The sequence below is a fragment of the Mesorhizobium sp. LNJC405B00 genome (assembly GCF_000502615.1).
Classification (GTDB): Bacteria; Pseudomonadota; Alphaproteobacteria; order Rhizobiales; family Rhizobiaceae; genus Mesorhizobium.
Genome location: NZ_AYWC01000009.1, coordinates 369,210 through 392,343 on the forward strand (window position 1 = coordinate 369,210; position 23,134 = coordinate 392,343).

A 23,134-nucleotide genomic window follows, 5' to 3' on the forward strand; every position below is an offset into this window, starting at 1 on the left:
CATAGCCATCCGCCGAAAAATGTCTGTGCGAGAATCCGCAGATGTCGTGCGAAATGCCGCAAGAAGGGCATGGATACAAAGGGCAATGTTGCGATCCTTCGCGCCCCCCTCTGTCCTGCCGGACATCTCCCCCACAAGGAGGGAGATTAGCAGCTTTCGCGTCCCGCTCGCTGCAACGTTGGTGATTGGCGAAAGCCGAGGCGACATCTGATCTCCCCCCGTGTGGGGGAGATGTCCGGCAGGACAGAGGGGGGCGCTGTCCCGCCAGCATCTCACCGCGTTAGCGCGCAGCGCCCCCTAATGCCGCCGCATCGCCTTCGGCGCGTGGCCATGCTCTTCGCGAAAAGCCCTGGCAAAACTCGACATCGACGCGAAGCCGCAGGCCAGCGCCACGTCTCGCACCATCAGCGTCGAATGGGCCAACAGGTCGGCGGCGCGCCGCAGCCGGAGCCGCCGGTAATATGCATTGGGCGAAATGCTGAGCTGGGCGCGGAAATTGCGCTCCAACTTGTCGGAGGAGACACCGAGCCTTGCCGCCAGCTCCGTCATGCCGAGCNCCGAGCCGCTCTTCCACCGCATCCTCCATGATGGCGATGGCCGACAGCACCAGTTCGTTCTGGACGCCGGTGCGCAGCCTGAGCGGCATCAGCTTGCGGTCGACGCTCGAACGCAAAGGGCTGTGCACAAACCATTCCGCGACGCCGGCCGCGAGCTCGCCGCCATAATCGTTGGTGATGATCTCCAGCATCATGTCGAGGCTGCCGACGCCACCGGCCGAGGTGAAGCGCTTGCGGTCGATGACGTAGAGATCGCGCCGGAGCTCGATATCCGGGAAGGCCTCGGTGAATGCCGCCTGGCTGGTCCAGTGCAAGGTGCAGGCATGGCCGTCGAGCAGGCCGGCCCTGGCGAGGAAGAAGGCGGCGTCGGCCACCGCGCCTATGTGAGCGCCGGCGCGCAGGCTCTTGCGCATCCAGGCAACCGCATCGTCGGCGACGACGAGGTCCGCATTGCCGCCCGAGCAGACGACGATGCGATCGACCTTCGGCGCGCCGAACGCTGAGAATCCCGGTTGTATGACAACCCCATTGGATGCCTCGACCGTGCCCTGGTCGGCGCCGACGATCACCCAGCGATAGCACTCGCGCTTGGCCAGCACGTTGGCGGCGCGCAATGGCTCGATCACCGAACTGAACGCCATCATTGGAAAGCCGGGAAAGACCAGAACGGCGAAGGTGAGGGGACCTTCGCTCGCTGCGGGTTGCGCCCGGTCGTGTGTTTGGCTGGCACGGTCGGTATTCACAATTGTGTATTTCCTGGGAGCGTCATTGGTGGCAGACAGGAAATGTAACGGGCTTTTTGGCCCGCCGGCAATGGAGACGACGCCATGTTTGCGGCCCAGACCATCGACAGCACCGACAAGCCGGCCTTCTACCGCGAACTGGCCACCCAGTTGAAGGCGCTGCTGGAAGGCGAGAGCGACTCCGTCGCCAACGCCGCCAACACATCGGCGCTGATCTTCCAGATGGTGCCCGATCTCAACTGGGCCGGCTTCTATTTCCTGGCGTCCGACGAGGAGCTGGTGCTTGGACCGTTCCAGGGCAAGCCGGCCTGCGTGCGCATCGCCGTCGGCAAGGGCGTGTGCGGCACCGCGATCGATCTCGAAATGTCGATGCTGGTCAAGGATGTGCACGAGTTTGCCGGCCACATCGCCTGCGACGCCGACTCGCGCTCGGAACTCGTCGTGCTGCTGAGGGACAGTGACGGCGTCTTCGGCCTGATCGACCTCGACAGCCCGACGCCCGGCCGCTTCGACAAGGACGACCAGGCCGGCATCGAGGCGCTTGCCGCGATCTATGTCGCGGCGAGTTCGTTCGAGGACTAAGCGAACTTCACCAGCATCAGTTCGAGGACTAAGCGAACTTCACCAGCATCAGGCTGAAGCAGCCGATGAACAGGAAGGCGCAGGAGGCGAGCGCCAGCGGGCGAAGGCCGCGCGAGCGCAGCTGCGAAATGTTGGCCTGCAGACCCATGGCGGCGAGCCCCATGGTCAGCATGATGGTGGTGGCGAACGCCATGGCCGACTTCACTTCGGCCGGCACGGCAACCAGGCTGTTCAGCGCCACGACGGCGACGAAAGCGGCGACGAACCACGGTATCGGCGGCCGCGCACCGGATTGGCTGCTTGGGCGATCGCCATTGCTCTTGCGGCGCGTCATCAGGCCGAGCGCGATCACCATCGGCGCCAGCAGGGCGACGCGGGTCAGCTTGGCGACGGTGGCGATCTCGCCGGACTGGGCGCCGTTCTGGAAGCCGGCGCCGATGACCTGTGCCACCTCGTGGTTCGAGGCGCCGGCCCACAGGCCGAATGCGTGCTGGTCGAGGCCGAGCACCGGCGCCAGCAGCGGAAAGCCGAGCATGGCGACGGTGCCGAACAGCGTGATCGAGGCGACGGCATAAGTGACGTCCTCGTCGCGCGCATCGGTGACGATGTTGGTGGCAACGATCGCCGAAGCGCCGCAGATCGAGGTGCCGGCGGCAATCAGCTGCGCCAGCTTGGCGTCGACGCCGATCAGCCGGCCAAGCGTAATGGTGAAGACGAAGGTCGCTCCAAGGGTCAGCGCCACGATGCCGACGCCGCCGGCGCCGATGGAGACGACCTGGCCGAGCGTCAGCTGAAAGCCGAGCAGCACGATGGCAAAGCGCAGCAGGCGCTTCTGCGAGAATGCAATGCCGGCCTTGGCGTGGGCGGGCGTGCCGAGCACGTTGGAATAGATCATGCCGGCGACGACGGCGAGGATCATCGGGCTGAACAGCGCGAAGCCGGAGACATTATGGGCCGAGAAGGCCACCCCCGTGATCATCGCCACCAGCACGATCCCGGGGATGACGCCATTCCACACGGAACCGAGCCGCTTCCGGCCCACGGCCAGATCGGCGGAAATCATGCTGATCGGAATATCGTTCGCTAGCTGGGCGGCGGAAGACAATGCAATTCTCCACGCAAGGACCTCAGGAGAATGTCATTCCAGAATCGATCTTTCCAACGAATTGTTTTTGTTGAAATGATCGATTTTTGTGAACATTTAGGGCGGCCGAGGTCAGAATGAGAAAGAGCGGCCGGGCGAAACCTGGAGCCGCCCTAGATCATGATGAATTCCCATCACGATCTAACCCCACTTTTTGGGATCATGCCCTAGTATTTCATCCCAATTCGCGCGGCGATCGTATGGTCCTGGCTGTCGCCGTTGCTGCCGACCGCGGTGCTGTAGTTCAGCCCGAAGGCAATACCGCCGATTTGCGCATCGACGCCGAGCCCGATTGACAAATAGTCGTTGGAAAAGGCATCTGCGTCCAGCGCGTAGGGCGTGGTGCCGATATCGGCATAGCCGAGGCTGACGCGGCTGGAGCCGGCAAAGTCGTGCGTATACTCAAAGCGCGCGCGCGGTGTGAGCAGACCCCAGCTGGTAGGAATGTTGTTCTCGATGCGCAGGCCAAGGGTGCCCGACAGCGTGTCGACGGTCTGCTTGCCGAAGGTCAGATTATAGATGTCGCCACCCGTCTCGGTGAAGCCGTCAAGCGTGGAGTGGGACCCCGACAGACGTCCATAGGGTGATATCAGAGAGTCCGGCCGGCGAAATTCGTAGCCCGCCGTCAGCGACCCGAAGACCTGGCTTCCGTCGCGCGTTCCAGACGCGAAATCGCCGGTATCGGTCACATAGCGCTCACTGTCGAAATTGAGGGCGCCATAGCCGGCAAGGCCATCGACAAAAAAATCTGGCGCCGGGCGGTAGCTGCTATAGGCGGCGACCGAGATGGCATGGGCGCGGCTTTCGGTGCCGTTGCTCCCGACGTCGGTGACGTCATGGCCATAGCCAAACCCGAGACCGGCGGTGAAGGTCGGGGAAAAGCGGTAGTCGGCACCGACGCTCACGCCGACCAGCGTATGGTCGAGCTTGATGGCTCCATCGTCATCGGTGCCGAAATTGACGTAGCCGCCGCTCCAGAAGGCCAGTTCGCCAAATGGGTTCTCGGCCGGCAGTGACGACGTCTGGGTGTCCACGTCCGTGCCAGTTGAAGACTGTCCGGTCTTGATCGGCGACGCGCCGGCCGAAGTCCTGTCCTGCTTTGCGTTGGCGTTGGGCTGAATGCGCTCCGGATTGGGCGCTCCGTAAGTGGACTGCGACGATGCCGTGGCGATTGCGGCGAGCGCCGGATCGTTCGCCGCATTCTGCTGCTGAGCGTATGCGTCGGGATTGTCCGACGATTGCTGGACGGCAACGCTGAGGCCTATCGAATTGTGGCGCTGGTCGCCCTCATTGTGGAGCTGTTCCAGCCTCTGTCCAAATCCCTGGATCTGAATGTCGGCGAAGTGCTTTGCCGCCTCCACCTGTGCCCGAATCAGGCCGATCACTTCCGGATCGCGGGAGGGGTCGGGCCGTGCCGTGACGTTGATGGTCACGGTTGCCGGAGGTGACGTTCCGTCGGCATTCGAGAGCGTGTAGGTCAGGCTGGTTGTGCCGGCAAAGGTGGCTGCCGCGGCAAACTGCAGGATATAAGCGCCGCCATCGGGCACAATGGAAGCCGTGCCCGCTTCGCTCGGCGGCGGCGAGGCAATCGTGGCGCTGGTAAACGGCCCATTCGTAGCCCCTTGCGTCAGGTCGAGGGACCCGGTCGTTCCGGCCATCACGTCCAGCGTGTGGTCCTGTGCCGACGGCAAGTGGATCTCGACGACCACAGTGTAGTCACGTTGGCCGGTAAAGCCGTTGCTGTCCGTGGCCCGCACCGTAAAATCGTAATTGGCCGCGACAGTGGGTGTGCCAGCCAGTGTACCCCCAGGCGAGAGTGCGAGGCCGGGAGGCACCGAGCCGGAAACCACGGTGAAGGTGTAGGGTGCGGCGCCGCCATTGGGGCTGCTTGCGGTGATGGTCTGGCTGTACGGCGTGCCAATATGTGCATTCGGCAATGTTGCCGGCGAAAACTCCACCGTCACCGTGGTGCAGGACAGGACAAGATTGGTCACGTCGGCTCCCGCCACCGTGCCCGAGGCCGTCGTGACCGTGCATGTCTGGTCGGCCGGCTTGGCAGTAACATCAACGCTCCAGTTGGAGCCGGTCAGCAGGCCATCCGCAAAGGCAAAGGTGGTATCGCCGACATTCACGTCCCTGGTTTGCGTCCCTGCCGGCGAGCTTGATGTCAATTTCAAACTCACCGTCCCGGTCTGACCGCTCGCCGTGCCGCTGATCACATAGAGCGGCTCATCAAAACAGATCAATGCGGACCCATCGCCTGAATTGACGCCTTCCGCCACCGCAGCCGATTGCAGCGAGCCGGCATCCGATGATCCGCCGCCGCCGCCGCCGCCGGCGCCGTTCCAGTTCTGCTGGCACGAGGTCGTGCCGACGCCTGCGCCGCCACCACCGCCGCCGACAGTAGCCCCGCCACCGCCGCCACCAGCATATCCGGCGCCCAGGAAAGACCCTGAGAAATTTCGTGCAGTTCCGCCTTGGCCATTTGTCTGACCGGCCGTGCCAGGAAAACTATCGCACCCAGCGCCGATCGCGCCACCGGCACCTACAGTGCCACCTTCACCGCCAAAGGGGCCAAGGCCGCCCGAAACATCGGTTCCTGCCGAGCCGGATCCCCCGCTCTTGCCACCGGCGCCACCAGCTATCGAATTTGTAGTGTGCCAGCCCCCGTTGCCACCGCCGCCACCGCCGCCAGCAATTGCCAGGCGGGTTCCGCCCAGCCGCAGGTCGGTCGCCCCGCCACCATTGCCGCCGTCGGGAGTACCGCTCGCGCCACCGGGATTGACCGCGAGCGAGCCACGGCCGCCAACGCCGACAGAAAGGATGTCACCCGGCGCGACAGTCAAGGAACCGCTCACCTGGCCGCCGAGCCCGCCGGCGCCGCCTGGGCTCAATGGGCTGCCCCCGATGGTGCCGGCGCCGCTCTTGCCAACCCCGCCTTGCGCTCCCTTGAGGTATACTGTGGCGGAATGGGTGTTGCCAGGAACCGAGATGGACTGGTCGCCGCCAGTAAAGCTAAAAGCATGAGCTGTCTGTGTGGGACTACAAGACTGCCCGAGCGCTGACGTCGTGCCCGCGAGCGCGTAGACGACCGTCATCGCGCCTAACAAACGTGAGATTGTACGCTTTGCCAGCCCCCGATGCATGGCGCCCCCCCGTCAGCCCGTCCAGTGCTTCTCCGCTTATATTATGATGCCAAGATTAGATCAAATAGAAATTTGAACCAATGGTAGGTTGAATGTCCAACAATATTAGCTGTTGCTGTTTTTTTGTACGCGTACGAGAGCCCTACTCGACGGCGCAGCAGTTTAGGCGAGCAACCACCGCGCAAGGTGAAGACTGGCGTTGCCTGGCAGTACACTTATGGCCTTGCCGGCGCCGCCCGCTCTAGCCGCGCGGGTCAACTCGGAGGCTGGGCCAACGCCAAAATCTTGACAGCGCCGCGCTTCCTGCTCCAGCGTGGCGTCATGTTCGTTTTCTCGTTCGCCATCGCCAAGCGACGCCGTTCCTGCACCACGCAGCGCGGCAAGCTGTTTGCGCGACGAAAAGGACCGGCCCAATAAAATTCCGGTTCGTTCGTTCCAGCCCCGCCCGCGACGTCTGCCGGCGGGGTTTTCATGTCTGGAGCCTTTGCCATGTCCAATTCTTCCATCCTGTTTCGGCCGGCCCAACCGGCGGACGCTGCTGCCATCAAGGACATTGTGCGTGCCGCCTATGCCAAATGGGTGCCTCTGATCGGCCGCGAGCCGCTGCCGATGCGCGCCGACTATGACAAGGCGGTCGCCGAACATCCGTTCGATCTCGCCATCGAAAATGGCCGCATCGTCGGCATGATCGAGACCATGCTGGCCGACGATCATCTCTGGATCGAGAATGTCTGCGTCGCGCCAGAGGCGCAGGGCAGGGGAATCGGCCGGCTGCTGCTGGAACGGGCGGAGCAGAAGGCGCTAGAGGCCAGTTGCTTCGAGTTGCGCCTGCTGACCAATGGCGCCTTCATGGCCAATGTGTTGTTGTACAAACGGCATGGCTATACGATCGGCCGGGAGGAGCCGTTCATGACGGCATCACGGTCTATATGAGCAAGAAACTGGGGTAATGGCCGATAACAAGGAGGATCGGATGGCAGTCAGGGTCCGGTTGAAGCCGCTCTCGGGGCGGTATGCCGTTTCGCGCCTCGAAGCAAAAGACAGCATTCCCGGCTGGGCGGACGGGCCGGGCTTCGTCAGCATTACCAGGACCGACGACGAGCTTTCGGTTGTCTGCCTGCAGGATCGGGTGCCGGACGGGGTGAAGCATGACAGGGACTGGGTCGCCCTGAAACTCCAAGGTCCCTTTGCCTTCGACGAAACAGGCATCGTCCTGTCGGTGATAAAACCATTGTCGGAAAACGAACTCGGCATTTTTCTGGTATCCACCTTCGATGGTGACCATCTGCTCGTCAAAGCCAAGGATGAAGCCGCGGCAAGGGGGCTTCTGGTCGCGGCGGGGCACACGCTTCTGTAGCCGTAGGCTCAATCGCCCGCCCTTGCGTTTGACATCGCTCTTGCCCCATCGTTATCCCCGATACGACGATCCGGCGATCGCCCCCATCAATTCAGAAATCCCCCGAGGAGAAGCCCGTGTCACACAATCTGCAGTTCTATATCGACGGCGTGTGGGTCGATCCTGTCGTGCCCAGCACACTCGACGTCATCGACCCGTCAAACGAAGATGCTTTCGCGCAGATTTCGCTCGGCTCAAAGGCCGATGTCGACAAGGCGGTTGCGGTCGCCAAGCGCGCCTTCGAGACATTCGGCTTCACTTCGGTCGAGGAGCGCCTCGATATCCTCAACCGCATAATCGAGGTCTACAAGAAGCGCAGCGCCGATCTGGCGCTGGCCGTATCGCGCGAGATGGGCGCGCCGCGCCAGATGGCACTCGACAGCCAGGTCGGCATTGGCCTGGCACATCTGCGGAAGATGGCCGAGGTGCTGAAGTCGTTCGAATTCCGCCACGTCAAGGGCTCGTCGCTGATCGTCAAGGAGCCGATCGGGGTCGTCGGCCTGATCACGCCGTGGAACTGGCCGCTGAACCAGATCACCTGCAAGGTCGGCCCCGCCCTTGCCGCCGGCTGCACCATGGTTCTGAAGCCCTCGGAAATCGCCCCGCTCGACGCCATCATCTTTGCCGAAATCATCGACGAGGCAGGCGTTCCCAAGGGCGTCTTCAACCTCGTCAACGGCGACGGCCCGGGCGTCGGCCAGGCGCTGTCCAGCCATCCCGATGTCGACATGATGTCGTTCACCGGGTCGACCCGCGCCGGCATCCTGGTCGCCAAGGCGGCCGCCGACACGGTCAAGCGCGTGCATCAGGAACTCGGCGGCAAGTCGGCCAACATCCTGTTTCCCGATGTCGATCTCGAAAAGGCCGTCAGCAAGGGCGTCGCCGGCTGCTTCAGCAACTCGGGCCAGTCCTGCAACGCGCCGACCCGCATGTTCGTGCCGCGCGACCGCCATGACGAGGCGACCGGCTACGCCAAGACGGCGGCCGAAAAATTGACCGTCGGCCCGGCCGATGCGGCCGGCACCAAGCTCGGCCCGGTGGTCAGCCAGATCCAGTTCGACAAGATCCAGGACCTGATCCAGGCCGGCATAGATGAAGGCGCCACGCTGGTCGCGGGTGGACCGGGGCGTCCGGCCGAGCTCAACCGCGGCTACTATGTCCGCCCCACCGTGTTCGCCGACGTCACATCAGACATGCGCATCGCGCGCGAGGAAATCTTCGGGCCGGTGCTGGCGATCATGCCTTACGACACAGTGGAAGAGGCGATCGGCACCGCCAACGACACTGTCTATGGGCTGGCGTCCTACATCCAGGCCAAGGATATCGAGAAGGCCCGCGAAGTCGCCGCCCGCATGCGCACCGGCACTGTCTACATCAACTATCCGCAATGGGACGCCGGCCTGCCATTCGGCGGCTACAAGCAATCCGGCAACGGCCGCGAATACGCCGAATACGGGCTGGAGGATTTCCTCGAGATCAAGGGCATCGCGGGGTATAAGGCAGCGGAGTAGGGGCTACCCCTTGGGGACCGGCAACCAGCCGGTCCCGAGGCTTCAGCTCTCAAAGGTGCGGCTTCACTCTTCCCGGAAAGCTTTCTGGATCTGATCCGACAGCGGCTTCACCAGATAGGAAAGCATCGTCCGGTCGCCCGTCGGGAAGAACACTTCGGCCGGCATGCCTGGCGCCAGCGCCAGCCCGCGCAGCTTGGCGACCTCGGTTTTGGGCAGCGTCACCCGCGCCACATAGAAGGCTGCTCCGGTGCGCTCTTCGATGGTGAGATCCGCCGAGATCCGCGACAGCGTCCCGGTCAGCTCCGGCGTGGTTTGCCGATTGAAGGCCGACAGGCGCAAAATCGCATTCTGGCCCATCGTCACCTGGTCGATATCCTGCGGTGCGATATGCGCTTCAACGGTCAGGTCGTCCGTCACCGGTACGATCTGCATCACCTGTTCGCCGGGGGTGATCACCCCGCCGATCGTATGCACGGCCAACTGCAGCACCACGCCATCCTGCGGGCTGCGCAGATCGATGCGCTTCAACTGGTCCTCGGCCGCCACCTTGCGTTCGACGAACTCGGAGATCTTCCCTTGGGTTTCGCGTAAGTCGGTTGCGACCTCGCTGCGAAGGTCCTGGTCGATCTGGATAATCTGCAGTTCGATCTCGGACGCCTTGCCTTTCACCTGGGCAATTCCGGCGGTCAACTGGCCATGCTCGCCTTCGAGCCGCACCGCGTCCCGTTCCAGCGCCGTCATCCGCTCGATCCCTATCAGCTTGCGACGCCAGAGCGACCGCACCCCTTCCAGCTCGATCCCTATCAGCTCGATCTCGCGGCGTTTCGCCTGCCGCTGCTCGGTCAGGCCGGCGGTCTCCTGCGTCAACTGGGCGATCCGTTCGCGCAATTGAGATCGCTGGCCGGATCGCGCCTGGTGCCGGAAATCGAACAGCGATTGTTCTCCGGCCATCGATGCGGCGACACCGGCTTCGTCGCGCCGCGATGTTAAAACGTCCGGAAAGCTGATCGTGTCCTTGCCGTCACGCTCCGCCTCCAGGCGCGCCAACCGTGCATAAAACTCATCCAGACCTTTTGAGACGATCGCCAGATTGGCGCGCGTTGTCGTCTCGTCCAGCCGCACCAGAATATCGCCCGCCTTGACCCGGTCGCCTTCACGCACCCTGATCTCGCCGACCACGCCGCCCGTCGGATGCTGAACCTTCTTTACATTGGAATCGACCACCAGCCGGCCAGCTGCGATCACCGCACCCGACATCTTGGTCACTGCCGCCAGGCCGCCAACACCTCCGACAAGCAGCAGACAGGTAGCAACGCCAGCCACGAGATAGCGGCGGACCTGCCGGTGATGCAAAGCGCTTCTGTCCTCGCTCATGCCGGAACGCCTCGCTCCGTGGCGGCAACGACCTTGAGCGGCGCTGCCGATCGGAAGACCTTGTTCAGCACCTCGTCCTTCGGACCGAAGGCCTGCACATGGCCATTGGCCATCACCAGCACCGTATCGACATTGGCCAGCACACTGGACCGGTGCGCGACGACGATAACGATGCCGCCGCGGTCCCTGATGCCCTGGATCGCTGCGGACAAAGCCACTTCACCCTCCGAGTCGAGATTGGAATTCGGCTCGTCCAGGATGACCATGAACGGATCGCCATAGAGAGAGCGGGCAAGGGCGACACGCTGCCGTTGCCCCGCCGACAGCGAGGCGCCGGCTTCGCCAACCTTCGTGTCGTAACCGTCGGCCAGATGCACGACGAGATCATGCACGCCGGCGGCCTTGGCTGCCGCAAGCACCATGTCGGATGACGCATCCGGGTCGAAGCGGGCGATGTTCTGCGCAATCGTGCCGTCGAACAACTGCACATCCTGCGGCAGGTAGCCGATATGTTTGCCCAACTCGTCGGCCGGCCACTGGTCAAGCGTCGCTCCGTCCAGCCGCACGGCGCCGCGCGCCGGCAGCCAGACACCTGCAAGCGTACGCACCAGCGATGATTTGCCGGAAGCACTCGGGCCGATGACCCCCAGGCCTGCTCCCTTGGCCAGTGAAAAACTTGCATCCCACACCACCGGCGTGCGTTCGCCCGGCGGCGCGACACTGACATTCTCGACCGCCAGCGCGCTGACAGGCGCGGGCAGGGTCACGCCGGTTGCGCCTTCCGGCAGCGCGGACAGAAGCTGCTTCAGGCGTGCCCAGCTTTGCCGCGCCGAAATGAAACCCTTCCAATGCGCTATCGCCAGTTCGATCGGAGCCAGCGCCCTGCCCATCATGATCGAGCTTGCGATCATGATGCCGCCGGTCGCCTCTTGCTTGATGACCAGATAAGCGCCGATCGCCAGCATTGCCGATTGCAGCATCAACCGCAGGATCTTGGAAATCGTGCCAAGCGTTCCCGCGACATCGCTGGCCGCCGCATGGGCGTTCAGGTACTCGGCATTGACGGCAGACCACCGCTCGGCGATACGCCCGCCAAAACCCATGGCCTGCATGGCTTCGGCATTGCGCCTTGTCGCCTCGGCCAACGTGCTGCGAACGGCCGCGTGCTGTCCGGCGATCCTTGTCGGGCCGCGGGTCCGGAATTCGGCCAGAAGCGTCAGTGCAAACAGGACAACGGCGCCGGCAAGCGCGGTAACGCCGATCCAGAAATGAAAAATGAAACAGATGCCGATGTAGAGCGGCATCCATGGCAGGTCGAACAAAGCGGTCGGTCCGGCACTGCCGATAAAGGAGCGGACCTGATCGAGATCCCGTAGGGGTTGCAGCCCGTCGCCGGAAGGCTTGGCGCGCAGCGGCAGGCGCATCAGCGCCGAATAGACCGACGGGCTCAGCTTTGCGTCCAGCCCCTGTCCCAGCCGAACCATGAGGCGAGAGCGGATCAACTCCAGCACGCCCTGAAACACGAACAATGTTCCCGCAAGCACCGCCAGGCCGACCAGCGTCGGCACGCTGCGACCCGGAACGACGCGGTCATAGACTTGCAGCATGAAGAACGAGCCGGTCAGGGTCAGCACGTTGACGACCCCGCTCATCAGGACGATGCCCGAAAACGCACGTCGAAAGGACGCCAGGATTCCGACCAGCGTAAGCGGCGTCGATGGCGTCAGCTGCATGCAGGCTCGCAATCAGGATATGGCATCTCGCCCTTCAATAGATAACTGCCTTGAGTGTGACATGGACGGGCAGGCCGGCCTGGAACTGCGCGCTGCCCCGCGCCACCAGCCAGCCGTCCGCACGCTCCAGGCGCGCAATGACCTGCAGCGTTGGTGAAGCGGTCGAGCTTGCGGGCAGGGGCAAGGAAAATTCCATGGTCTTTGAGCCGCCCTCGCTCTTGAGGCTGGTTTTGGCGGCGCGGCGTCGCCCACTGTCCTGAATGGCGGGATCCTCAAGATAGATCTCGAGATGACCTTCCGGGATAGCCTTGCCGCCCACAAAGGTGACGGCGCCGCGAATATCTGTTGCGCGAATATCTGGCGCGCGAATATCTGGCGATTGCGCTGCCGCTGCCCCGGTGGCCGCGGCGACTGCCGCAACTCCGGCGGCCATTAACACCGTGCGGCGGTCGGTCATCGCGTCCTCTCCCTTTTCACTGCGCTGGGGTATGCGGGAGGGCAGCCTGACGGCACCCCTCCCGGCAACGCGTTAGATGACGATGAAGTCTGCAGCCGAAAGATCCAGATTTGTGTTCAGGTGTGCAAACTGAACGGCCGCTCCCTGTCCGGAACCATCGGCGTCGTAAGACAATATTCCACTGTCGGTGTCGTAGATGATGCGGTCGTCGGCATCATGAGCAGCGCCGGCTGCGCTCTTGTAGAATGAGCCCAAAGCGAGGACGCCGTCGCCGCCAACGCTGGCAAAGATGAGGTTGTCCAGCAGGATCGTATCGTCGGCGACCTTGAAGTCCTTGATCCAGTCGATGTTGCCGTTCCCGAGTTCTGTCGAGAAGCGGAAATAGTCGTCGCCGGCGCCGCCGGTCAGCGTATCGGCAGCCAGCCCGCCATCCAAAAGGTCGCTGCCGCCGCCGCCGTTGAGCGTATCGGCGCCCGCAACGCCCGGCTGAGCTGGTGCCGGCGGGAATTCGACCGACACGTTCAGCTTGTAAGTCGAGCCCTCCGGCACGGATTCGACCCAGCCATCGCCAGGAGCCGAGTCCGACCATTCGCCCTCCACAATATAGTAGGTTCCGGTTTCCTGAACGATGAAGCTGGTGCTCGAATCGCGGCCGTTGTTGGAGCCGGGGTCGTTGCCGCCATCGTCGTTCTGGGCGACGATATTGCCATCGCTGTCCAGCACCCTGACGATGCTGTCATGGACATTGGGGTCGGCAATGCCATCGATGTCGATGGTGATGATCGTGCCGGCCGCCAGGTTGATGCTGTAATATCCGCCCAAGCCGTTTCCGGTGGCATTGACGGTGGTGTGAAGGGTGGTCGTCGAATCGAAGATGTCGGGGTCGGCGGTCAGCGAGAAGTTGTTCGAGATGTCGAAGGCGGTCGAGACCGAATTGTTGGTCGCGTCCGGTCCGAGCGTGGCGTAGCCGGTGCCCATGCCCGGGCGTGGCGGAGCATCGCCCTGATAAGCGAAATCGCCGAGCAGGGTGTCATCGCCGCCGCCGCCGTCGATCTTGTCGGCGCCGCCCTGGCCGGTCAGCACATTGGCCGCGCCATCGCCGGTCAGGTGATCGTTGAAGCCCGAGCCAGCCAGATTTTCGATCGAGATATAGGTGTCGCCGCCGGATTTGCCGCCACCCAGTTTGAGGTTTTGCCCGCTGGCCGCGTCGGCGTAGTCCGCCGTGTCGCTGCCGGCGCCGCCATTCAATATATCGGCGCCGCCACCGCCGGTCAGCGTGTCGTTGCCGGCGCCGCCGGAAAGTTTGTTGGCCTGGGCGTTGCCGATGAGATGGTCGTCGAAGAACGACCCGACGGCGTTTTCGAAGCCGACCAGGATGTCGTGCCGGATAACGGTGCCGCGCCCGACGATCTGCACCGGGCCATCGCCGTCGCCGCCATTGGCCGTGCCATTGGCGAGGTCGATCGTCACGCCGGCGGAGCTGCCTTCGTAGACGACCTTATCGATGCCGGCGCCGCCATCCAGATAGTCCTGGCCGGCGCCGCCGATGATCGTGTCGTTGCCGGCTTCACCGTACAGGATGTCGCCGTCATTGCCGCCATCCAGTATGTCGTTGCCGCCGCCGCCGTTGAAATAGTCGCCGCCGCCCCGGCCCCAGAAATGATTTGCCGCCGACGTGCCGATGAAACGGTCGATGCGGTCATCGGAGCCGATCAGGTTTTCGATGCTGTAGAAGGTGTCGCCCGTAGCGGTTCCGCCGCTGGCCACGTTCGTCTCGAGGTTGACGAGCAGCTGGAAGGGGCTCTCCTTGCTGAAGTCGACCGTGTCGACGCCGGCGCCGCCCCTGAATATATCGACGCCATCCTGGCCGCTCAGCGTATCGTCGCCGTCGCCGCCGTCGAGGATGTCGTTGCCCTGGCCGCCGAGGATCGTATCGTTGCCGCGGCCGCCATAGAGCGTGTCATTGCCGTCGTCGCTCTCGGTCTGGTCTGGAAGGTCGGCGACATCGATGGTGTTGTTGATGTCGCGGCTGGCGAGCGAGTCGCGGCCGCCGATGATGAGATCATCGCCGCCCTGACCGAAGATCGTGTCGTCGCCGGCGCCGCCGTCGAGCGTATTGTTGCCATTGTCGCCGAAGATGACGCTGGTCATCGTGTTGTCGCCGATGGTCGGTGCGGTTTCGGTGCCGCCGTCTCCAGGCTGGAGTGTCGACTCGTCGGCGTAGATGATGTGTTCGACGTTGGCGATTTTCCGGATATTCAAGTTCCGGTTCAGCAGAACGACCGTGTCATTCCCGCCATTCGCTTCCTCGCGCACGATGTCGTCGAGGGAATCGACGAAGTAGGTGTCGTCGCCGTCATTGCCGGCCATGCGGTCGCCGCCGCCGCGGCCATCCAGCACGTTGGCTCCGTCATTGCCGATCAGGACGTCGTCATAGCTGCTGCCGATGCCGTTCTCGATGTAATAGTCGGTGCCGTCGGCGTTGTGCCCGGCAAAGATCGACACATTGTTGCTATGGCCGTTGACGCTGGAGAATTGCCCGGCGCGCAAATCGAGGATCGTGCCGGCCGTCGAGCCGGAGAAGTCGATCGTGTCGGTTCCTCCGGTGTCATGGATGACAAAACCGATATCGTGCTGCATGCCCGAGGAGGTCAGCCGGTAGCCGTCCACGGCACTGCCGAAGCCGTAGACGTTGTCGCCCGTGTTGAGGTCGATATGCTGATAGGTGCGCACGCCGTTCTCGTCGACGGTGGAGAAAAAGCGGCGGATGACTGCCTCGATGTCGGCCATCATCGGCGTTGACGCCGACCAGCGGCTGGTTTCACCGACATCGATCCCGTCGAAATAGGACATGACGCTGTATTGCTGACGGTCGTAGGTCCAGGTCGCATTGTTCAGATAATTGATCTGTACGCCGCCGGGGCCGCTGTAATTGTAGAGCCCGGGGTGGTTCAGGCCGAACTCATGACCGAATTCATGGATGAAGGAATCGAAGACATAGCCGCCAATATCCGTCTTGTTGACCTCGGTGTCGTGGAAACGCTGGCCGATGCTGACATAGCGGTCGTTGGAATAGGCGCTGCCGTCGTCCTCTTCGCCCAGTTCGGGGCTGACAACCTGCATCCAGTCCGTTGCGCTGTTGTATGGTGCATTGTCGACGATTTCGAACTTCAAAGGGGTGACACTGGCCCACATCTGCAAGGCGCCGATCGCGGCGGCCTTGTATTCGGGATGGTCATTGAGCTCGGAGACATTGATTCTCAGCGTTCCCGCCGCGATCGCCGGCGTTATCGACCGGTCCAGCGCTCCAAGGTAGGTGAGGAAGGCTCCGTAATCTTCGCTTTTGCCGTAAGGGTTATCCGGCGTCTGGTCGTTGACCCACCATTCATCGCTGGTTTGGCTTGGGTTCGGCATCCTTGGGACTCCTTGGTCTCGCAGCCGTGGCAATTACGGCTGTACGGTTTAGCAGTTGCCAACCACCGACAAGCATCGTTTGCGCTTGCCGGTCGAGCCCCGTCCCAGTGCCAACAATGCTATTGGAATCTTCACTTGTCTAGCCTCAGTTCGCGCTCGGTACATATGAAGGTTCTTGGGCGCGCTTGTACCGGCGATTTGAGATACTGGTTTGGTGTTAATTGAGCTATCGCTAATCTATGGTCGTACCTCGCCCGTAGGCACGAGGGGCTGAATGCACAGGCGTGCTTCAGGATCCCGTCCGGCGCGCGAAATGTTCATATGTCACGCGCCAGGGGTCGCTCTCCGCTCGTCTCTCCTCACCGATCCAGTGAAAGCTGCCGGCGGTGATCTCGGTGAACCGCCACCGAGCCTGCAGGCCGCGCGAGTCGGCGCCCATCTGGACGATGTCCTTGCCTTCGGCCCGCCCGATCTGGCGCGAGTAATCCTGGTTGAGCGGATCGCTCCAGATGATGTGCCAGCCACCCATCCCGGGATCGAAGACGCGCAAGGTCGTGCCATACATGGTGGACGGGGCAGGGCGCCTGGGCCTGATCCAGATGTCCTGAATGGCGCGGCCTTCGAGCACCCAGCCAAAGTGACACTCGCCATCCCATTTCTGAATTGTGCCGTCGTTGCGGTGGTGGAGCGTCTCCAAGTCCCAACTGCCGATCAACCATCCATACAGGTCCATGTCTTTCGCCCGGTCGGCTGGCGGACCTTCGGATGCGAGCACGGTGAGAAAGGTCATCATGATTGTCTCCAGGCAAGCCGCGCCGAAACGCTGGGCGTTTCAACCATCGCAGCGTTGCGGGTTGGGGGTCTTGGGAAAAGTTGCGGTAATGCTGCTGTGAAGGCACTTCCGCGTTCGCGCCATACCAAATCTATGCGTGAATGCTAATGTAGCGTCGGCGGGTACCCCAATGCCCGCCTGGCCGGCGCCTACTCAGGCAATCTCTTGATGAGCGGCGCCGGCCGCTGACTTGGGCGGCGACCAAATTCCCGCCGGAGGAATATGAGGCCTGGCGGGAGGGTTATCGCTGGGCAGTTTTGGTAAGCATTCCGATACCGGTCTGTATCCCCAGAACGACAGCTGCCCAATCGCGCAGTTCCGGAGACGCATCGCTCGATTTCATGATCATTGGAACCCAATCAATTCTCGGGTGGCGCTTCATCTTCCCAGCCGGCCAGCTCCGGCAGGTCGTCAAGCCAGCTTTTCTCTGTGATCGAGGCTTCGCCGGCCTGCGGCACAGCCTCAGTCGCGTTTTGAATGAGCCAGTCCATCCACTTGCGATAGGCAGGCGGGGCCAATTCCGGCGGAAGCACCTTGGCCTTGGCCAGCATGCGTTTGCGGAAACTGACTTGACGGCGCAGTTTGGTCGTCGTGAACTTGATGGCCTTGCCCTGGTACTCGACCGACCAACGCCCATCGCCGTGGCTGGTCAGCCTGTCGAGGGCAAAACCGGCGTCGACCGGCCTGTCGCGCCAGGGAAGCTCGATGGCGTTCCGCCTCAGATCGAGAGCCCATCGCCGGTAGTCGGCCCCGGCACGCTGCGGCGGCAACACGCCAGCCTGTTCGAGGATTTTCCTGCGGAAGGTGGGCTGCTTCTTGATCTGGCCGGTGGTCAGCTCGATGCGGTGCCCACGGAACTCGACGTGCCAGCGGATCCTGCCGTTGCCGACATATTTTGCCAGCCTGTCGATGGCGAACTCGTCGTCGGACAACTCCACGCATCCCTGGCGGATGCGTTCGAGGATGTACTGGCTGTCAGTGGGCATGACGTGCCTTGGCTGGGGAACCTGGATTCGAACCAGGACTAACGGAGTCAGAGTCCGTGGGTCTACCGTTAACCTATTCCCCAGCAGGCGCTGTCGCGCTGGTGGGCCGCCGAAGCAGCCGCGCGTGCCTTGTAGCCGCCGCCGGAAAATAGTCAAGCCTGCGTTGCATTTCAATCTCGGTGTTTCATCAGCCAATTGCGCCAGGCGGGCGCTGTCGCCCGGCGCGACCTCAACTGTCCGTCCGGCTGTATTGCGAGTGCTCGAAGAACAGCACCACGCCAAGCGCGATCAGCAGCGGGATGATCAGGTAGAACAGCCGGAACACCAGAAGTGCGGCCAGCACGCCGACCGGGTCCATATCAGACAGGCCGGCGAGGAACACGACCTCGAACACGCCGAGCCCGCCCGGCGCATGCGAGATCTGCGCCACCGAGAACGAGACCAGGAACACGCCGAGGATGACGAAATAGCCGGGATTGCCGGCAACGGGCAGGGCAAAGAAGATAATCGCCGCCGCCGCCAAAAGCTCGATCGGACCGATCAGCAATTGCCGCGCCACGATCGGCAGCGCCGGATAGTGCAGCTGGAAGCCGGCGATCTTGAGGGGCTTCAGATGCAGCCAGCTGCCGAAGATGTAGGCGCCGACCAGGATCAGCAAAGCGATGCCGGCGGCGATCGCCAGCCCGTGGTGCGGGGCGCCGGAAAAGCGGTCGATGATTGCAGGCTCGAACACCAGCACCAGTCCGCCAACCAGAATGCTGGAGAGCACGAAGGTGATCCAGCAGATCGCCACCAGAATGCCGACGTCCTGGCCGGTGAGCCCCCTGGTGCCGTAGGCGCGGTAGCGGATCACGGCGCCCGAAAACACCGAGCCGCCAATGTTGTGCGACAGCGCATAGGTGGTGAAGGAGCAGAAGGTGACGAACAGCCACGAGACCTTTTTGCCGATATGCAAGAGCGCGATGTGGTCGTAGCCGGCAAGCGAGGCGTAGGCGACCNCCACCGAGCTCAGCGCCGCCAGCACCCAGCCGCGCGTCGGGATGGCTGATATGCCGTCCCAGACATCGTCGATCGAGATGCCGCGCAACTCATGCCACAGCAGCAGCAGCGACCCGATGACCGCCGCGATGCCGATGACCGGCCACAGATAGCGCCTCCAACTCATGGAGTTCTCGTCATGCGTTGCTGCCCATCGCCCAGGCGGGCGTGAAAACGTCCGCGATTCACCAATATTCCCCCTCATTTCAGAAATGCCTCATTGAAGCTGGCTATTCAACCGGCAAGGGTGAGCAGCCGGTTCGCCAACGGCGAATTCATCGTGCCAGTGGCACGATGAAAGGCTAGCGAACGCCGGGACACTGCAAAGCAGCGGGGACCTGGCAGGACGCAGCCGCCAAAATTTGACCCGCTGCTCTTGGTGATCCGGCCCGGCACTGCTACTCTGGCGGCAACTTAAAAGATTGAAGCGCCTGCTGCGTCCGGTTTTCCGGTTCGCGCGGCGCCGGAAGGAACTGAAGTGGAAGACCACGACACCGGCGCTGGCGCGCCGGAAGTGGGCGTGTCCAGGGCTTCGCCGCCGTCAGGCGGGCCAAGCCCATCCGCCGGGCGGCCCCGCCAGGCGGGGCCTCAGTCCGGTAACGGACAGGCCGGCGACGCCCAGCATCAGCGAGGCAAGGCGAGAAAGCGGCGCAAGCGCCGGCGTGGGCGCAAGGTTTTTGCGCGCGACGACAGCCCTCTCGCAACGGCCGCAGCGGTTAGTGCGCCGGCCTGCGTCGGCCCGGCCGCTCCAGCGCCGGTGCCTTTGCCCTCGGCGCCACAATCCCGACCGGAACAGTCAATGCATCGTCCGCCGATGCAGGAACTGCCGGTGTTTGCCGCGCTCGATCTCGGCACCAACAATTGCCGGCTTTTGGTCGCGGTGCCGCAGCGCCATGGCCAGTTCCGCGTCATCGACGCCTTCTCGCGCATCGTCAGGCTGGGCGAGGGGCTGACGGCGAATGGGCACCTGAGCCAGGCGGCGATGGACCGCGCCGTCGAGGCGCTGAAGATCTGCGGCGACAAATTGCGCAACCGCAAGATCAGGAAAGCCCGGCTGATCGCCACCGAGGCCTGCCGCACCGCCGACAATGGCGTCGAATTCCTGCAGCGCGTCGAACGAGAGGCGGGGTTGAAGTTGGAAATCATCGACCGCCAGACCGAGGCGCGGCTTGCTGTATCCGGCTGCGGCTCGCTGGTCGAGCGCGATACGCAAGGCGTGGTGCTGTTCGACATTGGCGGCGGCTCGTCCGAAATCGCGCTGATCGACCTCACCGGCCAGCGCTCGCCGCGGCTGGCCAACCACATCGTGTCGTGGACGTCGCTGCCGGTCGGCGTTGTCTCGCTGGCCGAGCGTTTTGGCGGCCGCACGGTGACGCGCGAGATCTTTGCCGCCATGGTCGATGATGTCGCGGTGCGGCTAAAGTCCTTCGACGGCCGCGACCGGCTGAGCCATGTGCTGGCCAGTCCGAAATTCCATCTGCTGGGCACATCCGGCACGGTGACGACGCTGGCCGGCGTCCATCTCGACCTCGAACGCTACGACCGGCGCCGCGTCGACGGGCTGTGGATGGACCGCGACAGCGTCGACCGCATGGTCGAAAAACTGGTCGGCTGGGATTTCCAGCAGCGCTGCGCCAACCCGTGCATCGGCGCCGACCGTGCCGACCTGGTGCTGGCCGGGTGTGCTATACTCGAAGCCATCCGCGCGGTATGGCCGTCGGAGCGCCTGCGCGTCGCCGACCGCGGCCTGCGCGAAGGGATTTTGAGCGAGCTGATGGCCGATGACGGCGTCTGGCGCAACAGTGGGCGGGGCCGAGCATGATCCGCATTGCTTTGGTGAACGGTCGACCCCCACTCCGTCGAGCTTCGCTCGACACCTCTCCCCCGATCGACGGGGTAGAGGAAGGGCGCGAACTTATGCAGACCGGCGCCTTTCCTCTCCCTCCGGAGGGGGGAGAGGTGGCGCCGCGAAGCGGCGACGGAGTGGGGGAAGCCCTTCGCGAAACGCGAAGCCGCCGAAAAACGGCGGCAACTCGGCCAGCGCAAAAACTCAAACAAGAAATAACGTCATGACCAAGAAGCCGGAAAAGCCGGGCTCCGCCAGCATTCGTGTCCTCAAGACGCGGATCAAGAAGAAGAGCGGCCTGAAGGAATCGTCGCGCCGCTGGCTGCAGCGCCACATCAATGATCCCTATGTCCAGCGCTCCAAGGCCGACGGCTATCGCTCGCGCGCGGCCTACAAGCTGATCGAGATCGATGACAAGCATCATCTGCTGAAACCCGGCATGAAGGTCATCGATCTCGGTGCGGCCCCCGGCGGCTGGTGCCAGGTGGCGGCCGCGAGGACGAAATCGACGGCTGATAATCCACATGTCATCGGCATCGACTATCTCGAAATGGATGCGGTGCCGGGTGCGCCGGTGCTGCTGATGGATTTCCTCGACCCGGAAGCGCCGCAAAAGCTCGCCGAGGCGCTGGGCGGCGACCCCGATATCGTGTTGTCCGACATGGCCGCGCCGACCACCGGCCACAAGCGAACCGACCACATCCGCACCATGCATCTGTGCGAGGTGGCCGCCGATTTCGCGCTGTCGGTGCTGAAGCCGGGCGGGCACTTTTTGGCCAAGACGTTTCAAGGCGGCGCCGAAAACGAGCTGCTGTCGATGCTCAAGAAGAACTTCCGCTCGGTGCACCACGTGAAGCCGCCGGCGTCGCGGGATGAGTCGGTGGAACTGTATTTGCTGGCGAAGGATTTTAAGGGCAGAGACGGCACGGCGTGAAAGGCGCTTCGTAGCGTTCCGTCCCTCTGTCCTGCCGGACATCTCGCCCGCAAGGGGGGAGATTGGCAGCTGCGACCGCCTCGCCATTCCTTCAAAGTTGCAAGATTGGCGAAAGCCGCGTGATATCCGATCTCCCGGTTGTGTGCGTCAAGTTCTGCAAAATGGGCGATCATGATGCTGGTCATGCGGCTTGGCGCAGAGCGAGCTTCTTGTGCTCGCGCAGGTCGTCCATGTTGATGTATCGGTTGGCCTCCATCCAGTTTTCATTGGTCTCGACGGCCAANAGTTCTGCAAAAAGGGGCGGCCATGATGCTGGTCATGCGGCTTGGCGCAGAGCGAGCTTCTTGTGCTCGCGCAGGTCGTCCATGTTGATGTATCGGTTGGCCTCCATCCAGTTTTCATTGGTCTCGACGGCCAACGCCCTGACCAGGCGCAGGCAGCTTTCGGTGTTGGGGAAGATGCGCACGACATAGGTGCGCCGGCGGATTTCCTCGTTGAGCCGCTCCAGCATGTTGGTGGATTTGAGATGCTTGTGGTGCTGTCTCGGCAGCCTGAAGAAGGTCAGGGTTTGTTCGATGGCATCCTCGGCCCAGCCTGTCAGGCGCGGATAGCGTGCCGACNGGCAGCCTGAAGAAGGTCAGGGTTTGTTCGATGGCATCCTCGGCCCAGCCTGTCAGGCGCGGATAGCGTGCCGACCATTTGGCAAGCCATGCGGCAAGATCAGCCCTGGCCTCTGCGAGATCGCGCCGGTCGTAGAGCCAGCGCAATTCCTGCAGGCAGTCGTCGCCGTGCTTCCTCGGCAGATGATCGAGCGCGTTCCTGAGGAAGTGCACGTAGCAGCGTTGCCAGGCGGCTTCGGGGATCACCTCGCCGATCGCTGCCACCAGGCCGGCGTGATCGTCGGACACAACCAACTCGACGCCCTTGAGGCCGCGCGCCTTGAGGCCGACGAGGAAGTCCCTCCAGGCCGAGCGGCTCTCGCGATTGGCCATCTCCACGGCCAGGATCTGGCGCCTTCCGTCCCAGTCGATNGCCACCAAGGCCCGCTCGGAACGCTGGTAGCGCTCGAACAGCTCGGTGGAGAAGCGCCCGGCCCGGTCCTGCGGAACCCGCAGCTCGAGCGTGCCGACCCGCGTCACAAGGGTACGGCCGTAATAGCCCGAGCGATAGCCAAGCCGTTCGGGCGTGCGCTCGCTCTTCGAGGCACCCAGCGCCTCGTCCNCGGCCGTAATAGCCCGAGCGATAGCCAAGCCGTTCGGGCGTGCGCTCGCTCTTCGAGGCACCCAGCGCCTCGTCCATCTCGGCCTCAAGCACCTCCTGCATCACCGCACGGAGCACTTCGTGCAATCCATCCGGGTTCGAAAGCAAAATGTCTTTGACGGCAGCGCTGGCGGTCTTAACTTCAGTCTTGGTCATGGTGGCGTTCCTTCGCGGGAATCAG

15 protein-coding genes, 1 tRNA gene and 2 pseudogenes are annotated in these 23,134 nt (G+C 63.3%); 6 read left to right on the top strand and 12 right to left on the bottom strand.

What is annotated here, in order from left to right:
- Positions 1-297 precede the first annotated feature (297 nt).
- Positions 298-1,201 (bottom strand): annotated as a pseudogene (locus tag X756_RS01000000165740) (GlxA family transcriptional regulator).
- 183 nt (positions 1,202-1,384) lie between these two features.
- Between X756_RS01000000165740 and X756_RS147040 the strand changes: the two are divergent.
- On the top strand, positions 1,385-1,882 hold the full coding sequence (locus X756_RS147040; protein WP_023730524.1) for a GAF domain-containing protein: 498 nt from the start codon (positions 1,385-1,387) through the stop codon (positions 1,880-1,882).
- Positions 1,883-1,910: 28 nt separating this feature from the next.
- Here X756_RS147040 and X756_RS147035 read toward each other — a convergent pair whose 3' ends face one another.
- Together X756_RS147035 and X756_RS0134795 are read right to left on the bottom strand one after the other, a co-directional pair.
- Positions 1,911-2,987, bottom strand: coding sequence for a YeiH family protein (locus X756_RS147035; protein ID WP_023730525.1), 1,077 nt, complete (start codon positions 2,985-2,987; stop codon positions 1,911-1,913).
- Between the two features lie 206 nt (positions 2,988-3,193).
- Positions 3,194-6,124, bottom strand: coding sequence for an autotransporter domain-containing protein (locus X756_RS0134795; RefSeq protein ID WP_156941397.1), 2,931 nt, complete (start codon positions 6,122-6,124; stop codon positions 3,194-3,196).
- A 537-nt stretch (positions 6,125-6,661) separates the two neighbouring features.
- On the opposite strand from X756_RS0134795, the gene X756_RS0134815 reads away from it, so the two are divergent.
- From X756_RS0134815 to X756_RS147025, 3 genes are all read left to right on the top strand, one after another.
- Positions 6,662-7,105 (top strand): GNAT family N-acetyltransferase, encoded by a 444-nt coding sequence (locus tag X756_RS0134815; protein WP_031238874.1) that lies wholly within the window; start codon positions 6,662-6,664, stop codon positions 7,103-7,105.
- Between the two features lie 40 nt (positions 7,106-7,145).
- On the top strand, positions 7,146-7,529 hold the full coding sequence (locus X756_RS147030) for an ACT domain-containing protein (protein WP_023700600.1): 384 nt from the start codon (positions 7,146-7,148) through the stop codon (positions 7,527-7,529).
- A gap of 116 nt (positions 7,530-7,645) precedes the next feature.
- A complete protein-coding gene (locus tag X756_RS147025; RefSeq protein WP_023730527.1) occupies positions 7,646-9,079 on the top strand; it encodes an aldehyde dehydrogenase family protein in 1,434 nt (477 codons plus the stop codon).
- 63 nt (positions 9,080-9,142) lie between these two features.
- Here the strand turns inward: X756_RS147025 and X756_RS147020 are convergent, their stop codons facing one another.
- The 8 genes from X756_RS147020 to X756_RS146990 all read right to left on the bottom strand — a co-directional run bounded on the left by X756_RS147020 (position 9,143) and on the right by X756_RS146990 (position 19,040).
- The gene (locus tag X756_RS147020) at positions 9,143-10,453 is read right to left on the bottom strand and encodes an HlyD family type I secretion periplasmic adaptor subunit (RefSeq protein WP_023705800.1); all 1,311 of its coding nucleotides are present in this window, start codon (positions 10,451-10,453) and stop codon (positions 9,143-9,145) included.
- Positions 10,450-12,186 (bottom strand): type I secretion system permease/ATPase, encoded by a 1,737-nt coding sequence (locus X756_RS147015; RefSeq protein WP_023705801.1) that lies wholly within the window; start codon positions 12,184-12,186, stop codon positions 10,450-10,452. The genes X756_RS147020 and X756_RS147015 overlap by 4 nt, the downstream gene beginning before the upstream one ends.
- Positions 12,187-12,220: 34 nt before the next feature.
- A complete protein-coding gene (locus tag X756_RS147010; RefSeq protein WP_023730528.1) occupies positions 12,221-12,643 on the bottom strand; it encodes a hypothetical protein in 423 nt (140 codons plus the stop codon).
- 72 nt (positions 12,644-12,715) lie between these two features.
- A complete protein-coding gene (locus tag X756_RS147005; protein ID WP_023730529.1) occupies positions 12,716-16,057 on the bottom strand; it encodes a M10 family metallopeptidase C-terminal domain-containing protein in 3,342 nt (1,113 codons plus the stop codon).
- A 289-nt stretch (positions 16,058-16,346) separates the two neighbouring features.
- Positions 16,347-16,850 carry a hypothetical protein gene (locus tag X756_RS147000; RefSeq protein ID WP_023730530.1) on the bottom strand — a complete coding sequence of 168 codons (504 nt, stop codon included), beginning with the start codon at positions 16,848-16,850 and terminating at the stop codon, positions 16,347-16,349.
- Positions 16,851-17,248: 398 nt separating this feature from the next.
- Positions 17,249-17,875: a hypothetical protein gene (locus X756_RS0134820; RefSeq protein WP_027049613.1), complete on the bottom strand. Its 627-nt coding sequence runs from the start codon at positions 17,873-17,875 to the stop codon at positions 17,249-17,251.
- Positions 17,876-17,884: 9 nt separating this feature from the next.
- Positions 17,885-17,958, bottom strand: a tRNA-Gln gene (locus X756_RS146995).
- Between the two features lie 146 nt (positions 17,959-18,104).
- Positions 18,105-19,040, bottom strand: coding sequence for a lysylphosphatidylglycerol synthase domain-containing protein (locus X756_RS146990; protein WP_023730531.1), 936 nt, complete (start codon positions 19,038-19,040; stop codon positions 18,105-18,107).
- 351 nt (positions 19,041-19,391) lie between these two features.
- On the opposite strand from X756_RS146990, the gene X756_RS146985 reads away from it, so the two are divergent.
- Positions 19,392-20,735 (top strand): Ppx/GppA phosphatase family protein, encoded by a 1,344-nt coding sequence (locus X756_RS146985; protein ID WP_023730532.1) that lies wholly within the window; start codon positions 19,392-19,394, stop codon positions 20,733-20,735.
- Positions 20,736-20,982: 247 nt separating this feature from the next.
- Complete coding sequence (locus X756_RS146980) at positions 20,983-21,693, top strand: RlmE family RNA methyltransferase (protein WP_023694903.1); 711 nt, start codon at positions 20,983-20,985, stop codon at positions 21,691-21,693.
- A 316-nt stretch (positions 21,694-22,009) separates the two neighbouring features.
- Here X756_RS146980 and X756_RS01000000165750 read toward each other — a convergent pair.
- Positions 22,010-23,109, bottom strand: a pseudogene (locus X756_RS01000000165750) (transposase).
- Positions 23,110-23,134: the final 25 nt, after the last annotated feature.